Source organism: Paenibacillus ottowii, assembly GCF_006874425.1.
Taxonomy (GTDB): Bacteria; Bacillota; Bacilli; order Paenibacillales; family Paenibacillaceae; genus Paenibacillus; species Paenibacillus ottowii.
In genome coordinates this window covers 70,246-84,651 of record NZ_VIJZ01000012.1, presented here as the reverse complement: position 1 = coordinate 84,651, position 14,406 = coordinate 70,246, and the positions used below count along the sequence as shown (strand labels likewise).

Sequence of the window (14,406 nt, the reverse complement as noted above, 5' to 3'; positions counted from 1 at the left end):
GGACAGCCTTGTTTCCTCTGTGTTTCGCTTGAGGAAAATTATCTATACAGTAGATTTATTTTCTCGTCAAGTAATATTTGTATTTTTTCTATTTTTAGATAATTTAGGTTATCACCATAGTTAAATTCTAGTTAAATTCACCCATTAAGAATCCTCTCATTTTAGACTTAATGAAATCTGATCATAATTTATGCTATCACTTTTTTTATTTTTTTTCTCGACATTTTCAGGTTCTTCTTCATTATCTTGTTTAAAATCATCATCAATCCATAAACTATTTTTCTTACGTAATTCTTTTACCTTATCAGGGAACAGCTTGTTTTTTTCTTCATAGACTTTATCAAACAGCTTTCTATCTTTTTCTTTATTTTCAAGCCTCTCTTTGATAATCTGACAATTCCCCAATTCAAAGCCTATCCATTTGCGACCTAACAATTCACTAACCGCAAAAGTTGTACCGCTTCCCCCAAATGGGTCCAAAACAACATCACCTTCATTTGTACTCATGCTAATTACACGATCAAGCAATTTAACAGATAGTTCATTAAACTTCCTGCTTTTAGAACTGCTATGTCTAACAGGGTAAATATCTGACCAAACATCAGAAAGAGTTACACCATTAGGATTCATTTTATTTTTGTAACCACCGTAATCTTTTATTTCCCTCCCACAATGAGGACAAGTTTGTAACGGTATTCTTTGAACATTAAATGAGTTAGGTTTTTCACCTTTTACATAATATAAAAGACTGTAATTCGCTGGATATAGTCTATTCTGAATTGGAAGTCCAAACTTCATATCAACTGTTATCCAGTTTCTAAAATTTAGTTTTCTGCTAAGGTACTCAGAAAGGTAAGTGTTCCATTTAGGAATATTATAAATGAATAATGAACCTCCGGGCTTTAAAACTCTTATACATTCGTCAATCCATTTATAGTACCAATCTAAATATCCACTAAAGGAATTTTTATCTGTTACACCCTCGTCATACTCTTTATCTAGATTGAAAGGTGGATCAGCAAATACAGTGTCCACACTTTCACCAGGAACTAATTTAAATAGTTCTAAACAATCCCCATTGTATAGCTTTCCAAGATTGGATGAATAATAAGGCTTAATTGTTGGAGTAAAGTTCTGTTCTTTTTGCCTAACGCTATTCTTTTCCTCAAGAATTTTGGCTATTTCTTTAGTGTTATTTAGGAATATGTCCTCAAAACCAGAAGGTATTCTCCCCAATTTCAATTCTAATTCCACTTTAGATATATCAAGGTAGTTAAGAATTCCGTTCAATACCTTTTCATCAGTGGGGATAATTCCACTTTCTTTATAAGCAAGTAGATCTTTTTTAGTCAACTTATATTTTTTCAATGAAGCATACATTTCCATTTCCGTATGCCCTAACTGATCAGCTTTATTTTTTAAAATGTCAAAAAAAGAGAAGAAACGCAATTTTATACACCTCATGTAACTCATAGTCTGTAGACCTATAGTCTACATGATTTTATCATTCCCTTTAGACAAACGTCAATTGCTATTAGGAGGCACTATGGCTAACAATATCAGATCGTTATTCGGTCAAAAAGTTCGTCAAATACGATTGTCAAAAAGCAATGTATCACAAGAAAAATTAGCCTTTGAATGTGACCTACACAGAACCTACATATCTGATATTGAACGAGGAACAAGAAATGTTTCATTAGACAATATAGATAAGATTGCTAAAGCGCTTGATGTTCAACCAAAGGACTTACTTGATTTTACTACAATCGACAACATTGAACAAAAGAAATAAGTGGGGGAGAAATTAGAATGAAAATCGAAAAAGAGTTTATAACTGATGAAGCAAAAGAATTACTATTAACAGACAGTATAATTCTACAAGCATATAACGAAGTAAAAACTTCTATTTGTTCACCTGTTTGGCCAATGAAATCGAAAATTTTCACGATTAACAACATTGAAAAGAACTGTAATGGAGTAGTGCCAATTAAAGAACTATGTTACACCTTACTTGAAGAAACATATAATTGGTATAGGGAAAAACCACTTGATGTACTGAAACTGGAAAAGAAAAAAGGTGGACCGATTGACGTTTATAAAGAGTTCATTAAAAATAATGATCTTAAACGTGTAGGTATGGAATTTGAAACTGGAAATATTAGTTCAGCTCACCGTTCCATGAACAAACTTCTATTAGGATTAAAACGCGGGGAAATTGATTTGGCTGTTATCCTTATGCCTATTAAACAATTGGCCTATTACCTCACAGATCGTGTAACTAATTTCGAAGAATTAGAACCGTATTTTGAACTTACTGAGGGGCACCCATTTATCTTTATTGGGTTTAATGCAGAGGCTTATGACCCGAATGTTCCTTTGATACCTAAGGGTTCTGACGGTATGTCTAAACGTTCAATCAAGAAATGGAAAGATAAAATCGGAAATAAATAATATACGTTTCATTTATCTGCTTCCTTTTGGAAGTCTTTTTTCTTCTATACAGAATAGAGACATTCTAAGAACTAATTCGCTTAAAAGGCCTCATTAGATAATTACTTTGTCTGAAACAAGTGTCCACCTCTCCAAGGTATTTTAGTGAATTGGTATTCCAACCTAATGAAAACCTTTCGACTAAATAGCGAAATAATCGCTAAAAATAAATAGCGATTATTTCGCTTAGATATTATTGGTTTGGAGGTGAGTAAGTTGTACCAAAGAATCCGAGATTTACGTGAAGATAGAGATTTGACTCAAAAACGAATGGCTGAATATTTGAATTGCAGTCAACGAATTTACAGCAATTACGAACGCGGTGATGTTGATATTCCTACAAGGATTCTAATCAAACTAGCGGATTTCCATAACACAAGCACAGACTATTTATTAAACCGGACGAAACAAAAAAATCCATATCCAATGGAATAGTTCCTTTTAGAGAAAAAAGGTAACTCCTCGCATGAAGGAGCTACCTTTTTTATAATCGACTCCTTCATTCCTCAGAACTATCTATATTACCTCTCCTTTCCCGTCAAATACTTCAATCATCATTAATGCTCCCATTTTATAACCCTCAATATAAGCTGAAGCGGACAATAAGGAAATTAAAACATCTTGTAAATCCGAAAGTTCTTCAATTAATTTGTAATTCTGTTCTGGCAATTTTGTTTTGAGCGCTTCCTCAGCATCGGTTATTCTCTGAGAGATCAGTTCAAACTCAGTGTCTTTCGATTTGATTCGTTCACTTGGGTTACATTTTCCGTAATAAAAATTCTCCAAGATACTCATGATCTGCTCCTTCTTTATATGTATTATTAATCTCTTTAATCAATATTAGCGAATTATTCGCTAAAAATCAATAGCGAGTATTTCGCTAAGATATTCTTGTTTTGAGGTGAACAAAATGTATCAACGGATTCGAGATTTACGCGAGGATAAGGATTTAACTCAAACTCAAATCGCCGATTATCTGAATTGTAGCCAGCGGATATACAGCAATTACGAACGCGGTGATATAGACATTCCAACGGAGATTTTAATTAGACTAGCCAATTTCCACCAAACAAGCACAGACTATTTACTGAATAGAACAAACCAAAAAAAGCCCTACCCCGCAAGATAGAGTTCAGTATTACCCGCTTTAAGATTATATCATTCTATTGTGCAAGTCGGGATTCTTCCGTTCAAGCAACATTTTCATCTGGATACTCTTTTTCCACAAACATGTATTTATTTTTTGCAGTGTTAATTCCTCTTCCTACCGAATAATGTTCTAAAAGTAGCATCTTATGCTCTTTTTATTTTAGTTACTGCAGCATTCAGCAATTCATCTGTACAGTTGCCAAAGGATGATAAAGCATTTTCTTAATGTGGTAATAAATAGGGGGACGAGCTAAAGCGAAGACGCGTGCCATCCTTTTTTTGACTAATATATCTGAAGAGGTGAAATATGATTCGGGGAGTAATTATCGAGGGCTTGCCTACTACAGGCAAAACATCAGTCTTTTCTGCAATAAAAAGATTACAAAGTCAAACACAATGCTGAAAAAACGATAATTGCAATAAGCGAACACTATTCACAAGTCTTGCATTCATACCAAGGTGTCTTAAGATCGATGGACAAGAAAGAACATATTCAACTTTTAAATCGTCATGTTTATTATCTTGAGCAACAATACAATTGGATTGATTTACTTGGTCATTTAAAACCATCAAACGGTGTATTTTATCTTTTAGAGAGGTTCCATTTAAATCATCGAGCAGTATTTATAAATACTGCAGAAATTGAAATGCTGGAAAAACGACTATCAAGTATGAATGCGCATTGCATGCTTTTAACCTTGTCTAAGGATTCTGTTGAGCCTAGATTTATTGAAATTCGTAGTGATACTTGGAGATCATATATAAAGGAAAACCATCCCACGATAGCTGAGGCATGTGAGAAGTTCTTAGAGGATCAGGAAAAACTTCTCATGTATGCAAAACAAATACTCAAGGAATTTAAACAGAGAACTATAGATTACCAAATTTGCTTTAACCGTTTGAACAACATGCTACATTACTTATTTAAGTCATAGAAACAGTGACAGCCATGGACGGAAATTTAATCTTAGACTGCCACTGTTTTAATCAATGATCCTACACCTCAGCTGACCTAATTGAGTATCGAAGTGTGTTTTGAGATAGAATCGATTATTAAATCCCAGTCGTCAAAGTGAAGCTCATGCCCGGCACCTTCCAATGTCAGTAAAACCGCACGCGGAATTGCGTTAGCAAGATGTTTTCCGTGTTCATAAGGGATAATTGGATCTTCAGTACCGTGTATAACCAGTGTAGGAACGTTTATTTCCCCTGTCCTCGCCAAATAGGATTCTCCACCTGACAGCATAGCGTGATTGTTCATACTAGCCATATTGTTGCTTCTTTTCCATTCTTCTTTTGCCAATTGATAAACCTTATTCTCATCGAAAGGATGCTTTGAACCTACTAGAATCTAGATCTCCCCACCACAAAATCGACCACCGATTGTTCGTTCGTCCAATCTATTGCTTCCATATTCGAGAAGTAGTCCATAACCTTTTCCTCCATCGGTGGAAGATCAGGAGCAAAATTGGACGTGGCTAAAAGAGTCACCGTTAATACTCTGTCTGGATGTCGTAGAGCTATCATCTGAGTCAGCATTCCGCCCATAGACATCCCTACGATATGTGCTTGGTCAATCTTATAAGCATCCAATACCCGAATCGCATCATCTGCCATATCTTCGAAAGTATAGTCTGGATGACCAGGTTCGTAAATTGTAGAACGGCCAACATCTCGGTTATCATAACGAACGACAAAACGACCTGTATCAGCTAAACGCTGGCAGAATTCTTCCTCCCACCAGATCAGTGAGGATTGAGCACCCATAATCAGTAATATTGCTGGGTGAACTCGCTCGCCGAAACTGTCACTACAGATTTCTATTCCATCGCTTTTTATAAGTAGCTCATTCATGTAGAATTCCTCCCCATAAAGTACTTTCGGTGCCTCTGACTTAGGTAGATAGGAATTACCGATCTACTCGGTAGCTAATTTAAGATGTTTTGTTGTAAAAAGTTTAAGAAATCTCTTTGCATAGAGCCAAGAGGAAGAATTTTTTTGATTATCCTGAAGCTACTGTGCTGGCCTTTGATTTTAAATGACCATATTGCAGAAGACAGGTGTCCAGAATGATATTTTTGTTCTTGTAAATCAGCTACTTCATATTCAACTTTTTGTACTACTTTTGTGGAAAATAGATTGAGGAAAAGGATAATAATCCTATCATTATTTAGGAGTAATATAGCTCGACTTGTATAAGCTGAAAAGCTTTGTGGAGTTGAATAGCAAATAAGCATGTCAGATTCTCTATGAGGTTCTGCTAGCTTGTCGATCAATTTTTTTGTAATGAATAGCATGATTAAATACCTCTCTATTTGGATGTTTAAATGAATTGACAGTAAAGAATATCCGTCAAAAATATTATACTACACAAGTAAACTATTCCAAAAAAGGATAGTCATCTGTAGCCTGTTTGAATAATGGGATGAATTGAAATTTGGATAATTGATGTTATTTATCTTAACGATAACGAATAATTTGTGGATGATTGTGGTATTATTTCTGATTATTGTTAATACTACAAAGCTGAGGAGGGTAACAATGAAGTTAAATAGCAAATTCTCAAGACATTTATGCCGGAATATCGATCTGATTTGTGACTTCATGGGAAATAGTTCGGATTTTGTTGTTCGCGAAATCACAGCTGGTCATCAACACGCCGCTCTTTTTTATCTGGACGGCATGACTGACATGCAAAAGGTACAGGACAACGTGATCCGTCCGCTGCATGAACGGGTTTCCTCTGACGAGATCACTTTACCGTTATTGAAAAACGCAATTTTGGACATTGGTGAAGCAAGCTTCACTCAAAACTTTGAAGATGCCTTGGAACAGATCCTCGCCGGTAGTCTTCTCTTACTACTCGACGATACGGATGAAGGATTGGTCATTTCTTTGCCTGGATGGGAAGAACGCAGCATTTCAGACTCGAAGACGCAGCCAGTGGTCAGAGGTCCGCAAGAAGCGTTTACAGAAACCTTGCGTACGAATACGACTATGGTTCGTCGAAGGGTGAAGGATACAAGAGTACGACTAACTACCATAAAAGTTGGAGAAAAAACCAAGACCGATATATCAGTTATGTATTTAGAGGGAGTCGCTGACCCAAAAAAGGTGCAGGACATGATATCCAAGTTAAAGAACATGCATCTAGAAGGTGTACTTGAAAGCGAATATTTGGAAGAATGTCTCCATGAAGATAAACAACTCACAATATTTCCGCTCTTTTATAATTCTGATCGCCCAGACTCCATTGCAGCAGGAATTATAGAGGGGAAAATTGCGATTTTTGTGGATGGATCTCCTTTCGCCATCCTTGCACCTGCGGTGTTTGTAGATTTCCTTCAATCCGCAGAAGATTATTATCAATCCTTTATTTACAGCAGCCTCATTCGAATATTAAGGTACATCTGCCTGGCAATCTGCATGTTGGCTCCGGCCATTTATGTCGCATTAACGACATTTCATCAGGATATGATTCCAACAGTTTTGTTATTAAGCTTATCCGCGCAACGTGAAGGAGTTCCGTTCCCGGCATTTATTGAGGCGATGATCATGGAAGTGGTTTTTGAAATTCTAAGAGAGGCAGGTCTTCGTATGCCACGGACGATTGGTCAAGCTGTTTCTATTGTCGGGTCCATCGTGATCGGCCAGGCAGCTGTAGAAGCAAACATCGTTTCGGCTGTTATGGTCATTGTTGTTGCAATAACTGCCATTTCGAGCTTTGTCATTCCCTCCTACACCTTTGCCATTCCAATTCGGATATTACGCTTCGCTTTCATAGGTATAGCCGCTATGTTTGGTGTGTACGGATTGACTGTTGGTATTCTCATGCTCTTAGTGCATCTGAATGGGCTTCATTCATTTGGTGTACCGTATTTAAGCCCTTTTGCCAATTACAAATCGTCAGAGCAGAGAGACGCCATACTGCGTTTTCCATATAGAACTAAAAAACATCGCAAAAACTAAAGGAGTAGACCATCATGAACTCGTACCGATCCACCATTTTGTTACTGTTCATGTGCATCTGGCTAATGGTGTTTCTTACGGGTTGCTGGAACAGTAAGGAATTGAGCTCAATTTCCGTCGTAATGGCTCTAGGCATTGATGCCGTGGATGACCAATATGAAGTCAGTTTACAAGTGGTTGATCCATCGAAAATGTCTCAGAATTCCCCCATGGAACGGACACCAACGATCGTTTTTTCCAAACGCGCCGATACCATATTTGAAGCTATTCGAAAATTAACAACGGAATCCTCCCGGAAAATGTATATGTCTCACTTAAAGTTTGTCATTTTCGATGAGAAAACGGCAAAAAAAGGAATCAAGGAGCCGCTGGACTTTCTCTTCCGTGATCATGAAGTTCGGCCTGATTTCTATTTGGCCGTTGTGAGAGAAAACTCGGCAAAGGAGGCCGTTACCTTTGTAGCTCCAACCGAGGTCTTGCCTGCAATGGATATGTATAAAGCATTAAAGATTTCTGAAAAAGCATGGGCCCCCACTTCCGCGGTCAATGTAAAAGATCTTTTGCAGAAATTTACGGAGGATGGCATTGAACCGGTGCTCACTGGTATTCGACTGACAAACGTAGCAAAAGGTTTAACTATTGATAATGTGACAAAATCGCCCCAACATGTTAAATATTTCTTCACTGGAATTGGTGTTTTCAAGGGTGATCGACTTATCGATTGGATGGATGATTCGCAAAGTAAAGCCTTTACCTATATATCCAACCGTGTTTCCAGTACCGTAGCTTCCATCGATTGTCCGAATTCCAAAGGAAAATTTGTTGTTGAAGTAATCCATTCCAAAGTAAAAATACGTCCAGAAATAATAGACCATGAGCCGCACATTTCTCTTATTGTGGATACAGAATCCAATATCGGAACGGTCTCCTGCAAGGCCAACCTTAAGAATGAAGAGACATTTAGAGATCTTCAAGAATCAGCTAAAGAGCATCTGAAACAGTCTTTCAGGAAAGGCATTTCGCACGCACAACAAATCGGTTCCGATATATTCGGGTTTGGAGAAGCTTTTCACCGCAAATTCCCGCGTGAATGGCATAGATGGAAAAAGGATTGGCCACAAAAATTCCAAACGCTTAAAGTGGATATTCAGCTCAATTATCGTTTAGTTCGGTTCGGAGACATTACTAGTCCAATTGATATGGGAATACACAATCAGGAGTGAATGCATATGCTTTATGTAATTCTCGTAACTTCCATTTTAACATCGTTGTATGAGTTTAAGAAATTTAAGGAAAGACAATATGTGCGTGAAATTGCATTCAGCTCGGTATTGTTAATTATAGGCGTTATATTGGTTATCCTGCGGATCGCCGACGTTAAACTACCGACTCCACTGACGGTTATTCAAGTCCTATTCCAACCAGCAAGCCGTTTACTTACAGAAATGCTATCTTAAGGAGGCATTAGAATGAACTCCAACTTGACCGTTCGACAAGCTATTATGTGGTTTGCATTATATCAAATAGGAAGCGCATATTTGGTGCTCCCTGCGGCAATTACCGCTACCGCCAAACAAGATGCCTGGCTCTCCATTCCAGTCTCCTTAGGTTTCCATCTGTTATTGATACCTTTATATGTCTCCATCGCTAGGCAGATACAGGGAAAATCTTTTGTAGAGCATCTCCGTTGCCTCTTCGGTCCCTTGGGCGGGACGATCAGCATCGTTTTCATTTTTTTCTTTCCCTTTCTTGTGTTCATCATGACGCTTCGAAATCTGGGCGACTTTATCTCGATAGCTATTATGCCTGAAACTCCCCCTGACGCGGTATATTTCACCATGCTTATAGTCATTTATTTTGCCGTTCGATCAGGTCCTACTGTAATTGGCCGTTGTGCAGAAATCCTGTTTTTTTTCCTTCTCCTTCTGTATCTTTTGGTCAGGATTACCCTTCTTCCTGATACTCACATAGATAATGTGCTCCCTATATTCGAGTATGGTGTGAACCCTATCGTTCTCGCTTCGTTCAATTTGTTTGCCTTTCCCTATCTTGAAGCAATTCTGTATCTGTTTTTTGCACAGTACATCCCCGATCCAAAAAAGTGGAAAAAGACAGTGATAACTTGTGCTTTGATTAGCGGCGGCATGTATTTTTTCATGGTTCTACAAATAATCGCCGTGATGAGTGAAGGTGTTGTATCTGATTTGACGTTTCCTACTTATTTTATTAACCGAACAATCAGTAACGGAGAGTTTCCTCAACGGTTTGAAATTTTCGTTGCAGTGTTCTGGTTTGTCACCATTTTTTTTCGACTCGCACTGCTTTTATATGTGTCAGCGCAAGGGCTTGCAGATGCTTTTCGCCTTCGAAGCGCTAACTCTCTCTTAGTGCCTCTGATCTTAATTGCAATATCAATGGTTCATTCTATTTGGCCAAATATGCAGTTTATAAACAAGTTTTTCTCAGTATGGCCTTTTTACGCCATGATTTTCGGTATCGTGTTTCCAATTGTGCTATGGCTGGTGGGTAAGGTAGGCGGTTCGTTGAAATTACGTAAAAAGTATCACTAAAGTTGCGCTGGCTGCATGAAACATGCTGTCCTCAAAATCAACTTTTGTTGTACTTATTATTGCAATTTAGCAAGAAGTAGCTCTAGTTCCTCCTTCTCAAGATGTCTCCATTGCCCACGTTCCAGATGGTCCAATGTAATATTCATAATTCGAACACGTTCCAGTTTGAGCACCCTGTAACCCAAGGCTTTGCACATTCTGCGAATTTGCAGGTTTAGACCCTGTGTCAAAATAATGCGAAACTCGTATTCACTTATACGATCAACCTTGCACGGTTTGGTAATGACGTTCAATATTTCAACCCCGCGAGACATGGTCTGCGTAAATTCATCTGTAACAGGCTTGTCTACCGTCACCACATATTCCTTCTCATGACCATGCTCGGAACGCATCATTTGATTGACAATGCTCCCATCGTTCGTTAATAAAATGAGCCCTTCTGAAGCTTTATCCAGCCTGCCAACGGCAAAAATACGTGAAGGATAATTGACATAACGAATAATATTGCCCTCCACTTGCTCAGCTGCCGTACATACAATGCCGATAGGCTTATTTAATGCCAAATATACAGGTTCACTACGGTTAACTGGAATAGCTTTCCCATCAATTAGCACGATATCCTGTGGCTCTACTTTCGCGCCCGCTTCACAAACGTTGCCATTAATTGTGATTCTCCCTGCTGCAATTAGCCTGTTCGTTTCCCGACGTGAGCAGAATCCTGTCTCGCTAATATACTTGTTAATTCGCATGATTCACCTATTTTACGTTGTAGTATGAGAAATATGGATCAATACAGGCGGTACGTCTTTAATCCATTAAAAAAACATCTGATTATGCGTACGTAATCAGATGTTAGCCTTTTAAAACAACCCTATACATGCTCGGCCTACTTACATCTTGCCGCCTCTGTTCCCAATTGGCTTGGCAGAGCCGCCTTTTGCAGTTCCTGCCGCTGTATTTCCTGGTGCACCGGTAGCAGCGCTTTTTCTCCTTGCAGGCTTCGCTGTTTTGTTCCAGCGTGTCCAGCCCTTACTGCCTGTACCTCTGCCGGTTCCGCCACCCTTACTTTTTCCACCCATATTATGATCACTCCATTAGTAGTCGTTCAGATTTAACTAAGCTATCATACCATTACTTTGATCATAATGCCCATTTGTTTTAAAAATTGAACATGTTAAGCCGCAAATACTTTCGTAAAACATACCTTATTGTATTTTTGTTCGTTTGCAGGTCAATAATGAAATGAAGTCGTATAGTATGGAAAATAATGATCCTTAAAGGAGTGAAACACATGTCCGTTGATGTTTATCTTAACTTTAATGGAAACTGTCGCGAGGCAGCAGAATTTTACGCACATGTTTTCGGGACTGAGAAACCAAAGATCATGACATTCGGTGAAGCGCCGCCCAACCCCGATTATCCTCTCCCGGAAGAAGCCAAAAATTTGGTCATGCATACGCGGCTTCACATTGACGGTAGTAATGTGATGTTTTCGGACGTTTTTCCTGGTATGCCTTTTGTTGCGGGAAATAACATAAGCCTCGCCATCGTCAATAAGGACGAGGAGAAAATTCGATCGTACTATCATAAGTTAAAAGAAGGCGGGACCGTAAACATGGAGCTTCAAGAAACATTCTGGAGCAAATGTTATGGCAGTCTTAAAGATAAATTCGGAATTGAATGGCAATTGAGTTATGATAACGGAATGACCAACAGTTAGCGTTTATATTGTTATACGACAGTTAAGCCCTCGCAAGCTATTCTGATTGAATGTTTTGTGAGGGCTTAATATCAGTCGCAGCCTTGGAATTCTTCCAGAACCTTGGATTTGTCCCCATGAATCTTTTCCAGGTGGTCCTCTCCCCAGTAGCATAGATGGTCTAATGCAGGTTTTAATCCCCAGCCGTATTGCGTTAACTCATACTCCACTTTAGGAGGGATTTCTTTATAAACCTTTCGTGTAACGATTCCATCCTTTTCTAGGCATCTGAGCTGAGTGGTCAGCATTTTTTGAGTAATGCCAGGCATTAACCGACGAAACTCAGACGTTCGTTTCCGTCCTGTCATCAGATGGTAGATAATTAAAGGCTTCCATTTTCCTCCCATTACCTCTAAAGCCGCTTCCACACCTATTTGATACTTCTTTTGAACCTTATTTTGGGTCTGTTCATTCATTTCTTACTCCTCCTTTAGAAGGCTACGTTTGCTCAGAACAAACTATCACTCGAATTCTTTACTCCAGGTCAGTTTCCAGGGTACCTATCTAGGGTACTTCCATGTTCCTATGGCACCTGTATCATCCTATAGAACTTCAAAGTGCGTACTTCCAGATTATTTTCCTACTGTTTATAATAGCATCAACCATTGAACATGCCTAGAAATCAGCTATTGAGAAAGGTAGTGAATAAATATGAAAGTATTAAGCGTTGTTTCACACCCAAGAAAAGATTCTTTGACCTTTAAGGTTGCCGGTCGTTTCGTACAAGGTCTTGCCGATGCAGGCCACGATTATGAGATATTGGATTTGCATGGGATTGGTTTTGATCCTGTTTTAAAAGGAGTAGATGAACCGGATTGGTCCGTTGCGGAACAAACCTTTTCTCCTGAAGTAGAGATGGAAATAAAGCGGATGAAGGAGTATGATGCGTTGGCATTTATTTTTCCACTTTGGTGGTGGCATTTGCCAGCCATGCTGAAGGGTTATATTGATCGTGTATTGAACAATGGGTTTGCGTACGGTTCGAATAAGCTTCATCATCAGCATATCTTGTGGCTTGGCTTGGCCGGCGTTTCGCAAGAACAGCTGAAAAAGCGTAACTATGATGAAATGATCACTCATTTACTGAATGTGGGTATTGCAGATTATTGCGGTGTTTCCAACTCCAAGGTTGAATTCTTAGATGAGACTCTGGGTTCAAATTCCGATCATTATGAAATGCTGCTGGACCAAGCTTATCGCTTGGGTCTGAATTATGCCAAGGATTAGGTTTTATTTACAAGCCGCTAACCCATTTCCATGGATATGGGTTAGCGGCTTTTCATTTAGCTTGATTTGACTAGCCTTCGATAACAAATTGCTACCTCCTCCGTGATTGTCAACTGTTTCTTTAGAGTTTTATTTACTTTAATGGGTTTTCCAATGTCGCCCTTCTATTCGCTGTATGCCATTCCTGATAGATTCCTCCAATTTCATAAAAAGTTTTATTCATTGCAGTTGTCAGCTCCTTCATGATCTCCTTGGTATATTTTAAATGAGTATTTTTGTTATCCACTTCATATTTGCGAAGCAGATTTAGATGAGCAGTGATATGAATCGTATCCTCAATGATCCAATACATCACATCCTCTACATCTTGAGTAAGCTTGTTTAGCATCTGTACGCCTCTTTCATACATCTGGAGTGTGTACCCCTGTTTGCCAACTTTCACATACGGACTCAGATCATCATAAAAATCCGTGCGAAAAGGTCGTCTAACATATTGTTCATACTGTTCTTCGTACATCGAAGTTTGTTTAAACAGTTGAATGGTCATCTCTATAATTTCTTGTTCGTTATATATTTTTTCCATTGGATTTTTTCCTTCCCTTTCTCTACTACATTCAAGTCATATTCATAGTAGATTACAAGTGATGCAATAAGATGACGAACTCCTTTTTTACCAACTATTAACAATTCTTTGGGCTGTATACGATAATTAGAATAGAGGAGATTTTCCTCGATACTTTAAACTGAAGGGGACAGGCAAATGAATAGAATATGGACGAAAGCATCGGCTATTTTATTGGTAGTGGTATCCCTGATCTTCAATGGAACGTATGCGCTCGCAGCTTCAGCAACATCGACGTATATTGTTACGTTTCAGCAAGCAACCTTGGTTTCGAATGACCATGTAGGCAACGATTGGGCTATTGCCGCCCATGCGGCAGGTCAATCCATTAGTGAAGGCAGCAGCGTGAAGGTAAAGGTCAAATCAGGGGGTAACATTAAGTTGTATGCATATGCTGAGGAGCAAGACAAAATTCCTGACGAAGGTGATGCCACCAAGAACGTAAAGGTCTCCTCGATTTCTACCAAAGGCTCTACCGTTAAGTTAACAGTCACTGTTACTGAAAACCGTGGACGCTATTCAGGCCATCAAGCCGTTTGGGAATTCACCTATAAGATTAAGAAACAATCATAAAACACTATAAATAGACCGTCACTCTTAGGAGCGGCGGCCTTCATATT

At 38.7% G+C, this 14,406-nt stretch carries 19 protein-coding genes and 1 pseudogene; 12 read left to right on the top strand and 8 right to left on the bottom strand.

Annotated features, from left to right (window positions below):
- Nucleotides 1-156: 156 nt before the first annotated feature.
- Nucleotides 157-1,449 carry a DNA-methyltransferase gene (locus tag FKV70_RS22695; protein WP_142614635.1) on the bottom strand — a complete coding sequence of 431 codons (1,293 nt, stop codon included), beginning with the start codon at nucleotides 1,447-1,449 and terminating at the stop codon, nucleotides 157-159.
- Nucleotides 1,450-1,546: 97 nt separating this feature from the next.
- Between FKV70_RS22695 and FKV70_RS22690 the strand changes: the two genes are divergently transcribed.
- The 3 genes from FKV70_RS22690 to FKV70_RS22680 all read left to right on the top strand — a co-directional run bounded on the left by FKV70_RS22690 (nucleotide 1,547) and on the right by FKV70_RS22680 (nucleotide 2,925).
- Nucleotides 1,547-1,792 (top strand): helix-turn-helix domain-containing protein, encoded by a 246-nt coding sequence (locus tag FKV70_RS22690; protein ID WP_142614634.1) that lies wholly within the window; start codon nucleotides 1,547-1,549, stop codon nucleotides 1,790-1,792.
- A gap of 17 nt (nucleotides 1,793-1,809) precedes the next feature.
- Nucleotides 1,810-2,451 carry a PDDEXK family nuclease gene (locus FKV70_RS22685; protein ID WP_142614633.1) on the top strand — a complete coding sequence of 214 codons (642 nt, stop codon included), beginning with the start codon at nucleotides 1,810-1,812 and terminating at the stop codon, nucleotides 2,449-2,451.
- A 246-nt stretch (nucleotides 2,452-2,697) separates the two neighbouring features.
- Nucleotides 2,698-2,925 (top strand): helix-turn-helix domain-containing protein, encoded by a 228-nt coding sequence (locus tag FKV70_RS22680; RefSeq protein WP_425280379.1) that lies wholly within the window; start codon nucleotides 2,698-2,700, stop codon nucleotides 2,923-2,925.
- A gap of 81 nt (nucleotides 2,926-3,006) precedes the next feature.
- Here FKV70_RS22680 and FKV70_RS22675 read toward each other — a convergent pair whose 3' ends face one another.
- Nucleotides 3,007-3,285 carry a DUF6809 family protein gene (locus FKV70_RS22675; protein WP_142614629.1) on the bottom strand — a complete coding sequence of 93 codons (279 nt, stop codon included), beginning with the start codon at nucleotides 3,283-3,285 and terminating at the stop codon, nucleotides 3,007-3,009.
- A 115-nt stretch (nucleotides 3,286-3,400) separates the two neighbouring features.
- Between FKV70_RS22675 and FKV70_RS22670 the strand changes: the two genes are divergently transcribed.
- Together FKV70_RS22670 and FKV70_RS22665 are read left to right on the top strand one after the other, a co-directional pair.
- A complete protein-coding gene (locus FKV70_RS22670) occupies nucleotides 3,401-3,619 on the top strand; it encodes a helix-turn-helix domain-containing protein (protein ID WP_142614627.1) in 219 nt (72 codons plus the stop codon).
- Between the two features lie 493 nt (nucleotides 3,620-4,112).
- Nucleotides 4,113-4,574, top strand: coding sequence for a hypothetical protein (locus tag FKV70_RS22665; RefSeq protein ID WP_142614626.1), 462 nt, complete (start codon nucleotides 4,113-4,115; stop codon nucleotides 4,572-4,574).
- Nucleotides 4,575-4,651: 77 nt separating this feature from the next.
- Here FKV70_RS22665 and mle read toward each other — a convergent pair.
- Both mle and FKV70_RS22655 read right to left on the bottom strand, forming a co-directional pair.
- A pseudogene (mle, locus tag FKV70_RS22660) lies at nucleotides 4,652-5,493 on the bottom strand (alpha/beta fold macrolide esterase).
- Nucleotides 5,494-5,567: 74 nt separating this feature from the next.
- Nucleotides 5,568-5,936, bottom strand: coding sequence for a hypothetical protein (locus tag FKV70_RS22655; protein ID WP_142614625.1), 369 nt, complete (start codon nucleotides 5,934-5,936; stop codon nucleotides 5,568-5,570).
- Nucleotides 5,937-6,180: 244 nt separating this feature from the next.
- Here FKV70_RS22655 and FKV70_RS22650 point away from each other — a divergent pair, with 244 nt between their 5' ends.
- Genes FKV70_RS22650 through FKV70_RS22635 form a run of 4 tightly spaced genes read left to right on the top strand, consistent with a single transcriptional unit; the run spans nucleotide 6,181 to nucleotide 10,178 of the window.
- Nucleotides 6,181-7,608, top strand: a complete 1,428-nt coding sequence (locus FKV70_RS22650; protein WP_142614624.1) for a spore germination protein — start codon at nucleotides 6,181-6,183, stop codon at nucleotides 7,606-7,608.
- 14 nt (nucleotides 7,609-7,622) lie between these two features.
- Nucleotides 7,623-8,831: a Ger(x)C family spore germination protein gene (locus FKV70_RS22645; protein WP_063210764.1), complete on the top strand. Its 1,209-nt coding sequence runs from the start codon at nucleotides 7,623-7,625 to the stop codon at nucleotides 8,829-8,831.
- Nucleotides 8,832-8,837: 6 nt separating this feature from the next.
- Nucleotides 8,838-9,065, top strand: a complete 228-nt coding sequence (locus FKV70_RS22640; protein WP_142614623.1) for a hypothetical protein — start codon at nucleotides 8,838-8,840, stop codon at nucleotides 9,063-9,065.
- 12 nt (nucleotides 9,066-9,077) lie between these two features.
- Entirely contained in the window at nucleotides 9,078-10,178 is a 1,101-nt protein-coding gene (locus tag FKV70_RS22635; RefSeq protein WP_142614622.1) for a GerAB/ArcD/ProY family transporter, read from the top strand.
- A gap of 56 nt (nucleotides 10,179-10,234) precedes the next feature.
- Here FKV70_RS22635 and FKV70_RS22630 read toward each other — a convergent pair whose 3' ends face one another.
- Both FKV70_RS22630 and FKV70_RS22625 read right to left on the bottom strand, forming a co-directional pair.
- Entirely contained in the window at nucleotides 10,235-10,927 is a 693-nt protein-coding gene (locus tag FKV70_RS22630; protein WP_142614621.1) for a pseudouridine synthase, read from the bottom strand.
- 141 nt (nucleotides 10,928-11,068) lie between these two features.
- Nucleotides 11,069-11,257 carry a DUF3934 family protein gene (locus FKV70_RS22625; RefSeq protein ID WP_142614620.1) on the bottom strand — a complete coding sequence of 63 codons (189 nt, stop codon included), beginning with the start codon at nucleotides 11,255-11,257 and terminating at the stop codon, nucleotides 11,069-11,071.
- Nucleotides 11,258-11,469: 212 nt separating this feature from the next.
- Between FKV70_RS22625 and FKV70_RS22620 the strand changes: the two genes are divergently transcribed.
- Complete coding sequence (locus FKV70_RS22620) at nucleotides 11,470-11,898, top strand: VOC family protein (protein ID WP_142614619.1); 429 nt, start codon at nucleotides 11,470-11,472, stop codon at nucleotides 11,896-11,898.
- A gap of 71 nt (nucleotides 11,899-11,969) precedes the next feature.
- Here FKV70_RS22620 and FKV70_RS22615 read toward each other — a convergent pair whose 3' ends face one another.
- Nucleotides 11,970-12,353, bottom strand: coding sequence for a winged helix-turn-helix transcriptional regulator (locus FKV70_RS22615; protein ID WP_063210757.1), 384 nt, complete (start codon nucleotides 12,351-12,353; stop codon nucleotides 11,970-11,972).
- Between the two features lie 235 nt (nucleotides 12,354-12,588).
- Here FKV70_RS22615 and FKV70_RS22610 point away from each other — a divergent pair, with 235 nt between their 5' ends.
- Nucleotides 12,589-13,164, top strand: a complete 576-nt coding sequence (locus FKV70_RS22610; RefSeq protein WP_142614618.1) for an NAD(P)H oxidoreductase — start codon at nucleotides 12,589-12,591, stop codon at nucleotides 13,162-13,164.
- Nucleotides 13,165-13,297: 133 nt separating this feature from the next.
- Here FKV70_RS22610 and FKV70_RS22605 read toward each other — a convergent pair whose 3' ends face one another.
- Nucleotides 13,298-13,747: an Imm63 family immunity protein gene (locus FKV70_RS22605; RefSeq protein WP_142614617.1), complete on the bottom strand. Its 450-nt coding sequence runs from the start codon at nucleotides 13,745-13,747 to the stop codon at nucleotides 13,298-13,300.
- Between the two features lie 177 nt (nucleotides 13,748-13,924).
- Between FKV70_RS22605 and FKV70_RS22600 the strand changes: the two genes are divergently transcribed.
- Nucleotides 13,925-14,359 carry a hypothetical protein gene (locus tag FKV70_RS22600; protein ID WP_142614616.1) on the top strand — a complete coding sequence of 145 codons (435 nt, stop codon included), beginning with the start codon at nucleotides 13,925-13,927 and terminating at the stop codon, nucleotides 14,357-14,359.
- The last annotated feature ends 47 nt before the right edge of the window (nucleotides 14,360-14,406 follow it).

What these genes read in the sequence shown, in the direction of transcription:
- FKV70_RS22690 (WP_142614634.1), top strand. Translation starts at nt 1,547, where the DNA reads ATGGCTAACAATATCAGATCGTTATTCGGTCAAAAAGTTCGTCAAATA.
- FKV70_RS22685 (WP_142614633.1), top strand. Translation starts at nt 1,810, where the DNA reads ATGAAAATCGAAAAAGAGTTTATAACTGATGAAGCAAAAGAATTACTA.
- FKV70_RS22675 (WP_142614629.1), bottom strand. Translation starts at nt 3,285, where the DNA reads ATGAGTATCTTGGAGAATTTTTATTACGGAAAATGTAACCCAAGTGAA.
- FKV70_RS22670 (WP_142614627.1), top strand. Translation starts at nt 3,401, where the DNA reads ATGTATCAACGGATTCGAGATTTACGCGAGGATAAGGATTTAACTCAA.
- FKV70_RS22665 (WP_142614626.1), top strand. Translation starts at nt 4,113, where the DNA reads ATGGACAAGAAAGAACATATTCAACTTTTAAATCGTCATGTTTATTAT.
- FKV70_RS22655 (WP_142614625.1), bottom strand. Translation starts at nt 5,936, where the DNA reads ATGCTATTCATTACAAAAAAATTGATCGACAAGCTAGCAGAACCTCAT.
- FKV70_RS22650 (WP_142614624.1), top strand. Translation starts at nt 6,181, where the DNA reads ATGAAGTTAAATAGCAAATTCTCAAGACATTTATGCCGGAATATCGAT.
- FKV70_RS22645 (WP_063210764.1), top strand. Translation starts at nt 7,623, where the DNA reads ATGAACTCGTACCGATCCACCATTTTGTTACTGTTCATGTGCATCTGG.
- FKV70_RS22640 (WP_142614623.1), top strand. Translation starts at nt 8,838, where the DNA reads ATGCTTTATGTAATTCTCGTAACTTCCATTTTAACATCGTTGTATGAG.
- FKV70_RS22635 (WP_142614622.1), top strand. Translation starts at nt 9,078, where the DNA reads ATGAACTCCAACTTGACCGTTCGACAAGCTATTATGTGGTTTGCATTA.
- FKV70_RS22630 (WP_142614621.1), bottom strand. Translation starts at nt 10,927, where the DNA reads ATGCGAATTAACAAGTATATTAGCGAGACAGGATTCTGCTCACGTCGG.
- FKV70_RS22625 (WP_142614620.1), bottom strand. Translation starts at nt 11,257, where the DNA reads ATGGGTGGAAAAAGTAAGGGTGGCGGAACCGGCAGAGGTACAGGCAGT.
- FKV70_RS22620 (WP_142614619.1), top strand. Translation starts at nt 11,470, where the DNA reads ATGTCCGTTGATGTTTATCTTAACTTTAATGGAAACTGTCGCGAGGCA.
- FKV70_RS22615 (WP_063210757.1), bottom strand. Translation starts at nt 12,353, where the DNA reads ATGAATGAACAGACCCAAAATAAGGTTCAAAAGAAGTATCAAATAGGT.
- FKV70_RS22610 (WP_142614618.1), top strand. Translation starts at nt 12,589, where the DNA reads ATGAAAGTATTAAGCGTTGTTTCACACCCAAGAAAAGATTCTTTGACC.
- FKV70_RS22605 (WP_142614617.1), bottom strand. Translation starts at nt 13,747, where the DNA reads ATGGAAAAAATATATAACGAACAAGAAATTATAGAGATGACCATTCAA.
- FKV70_RS22600 (WP_142614616.1), top strand. Translation starts at nt 13,925, where the DNA reads ATGAATAGAATATGGACGAAAGCATCGGCTATTTTATTGGTAGTGGTA.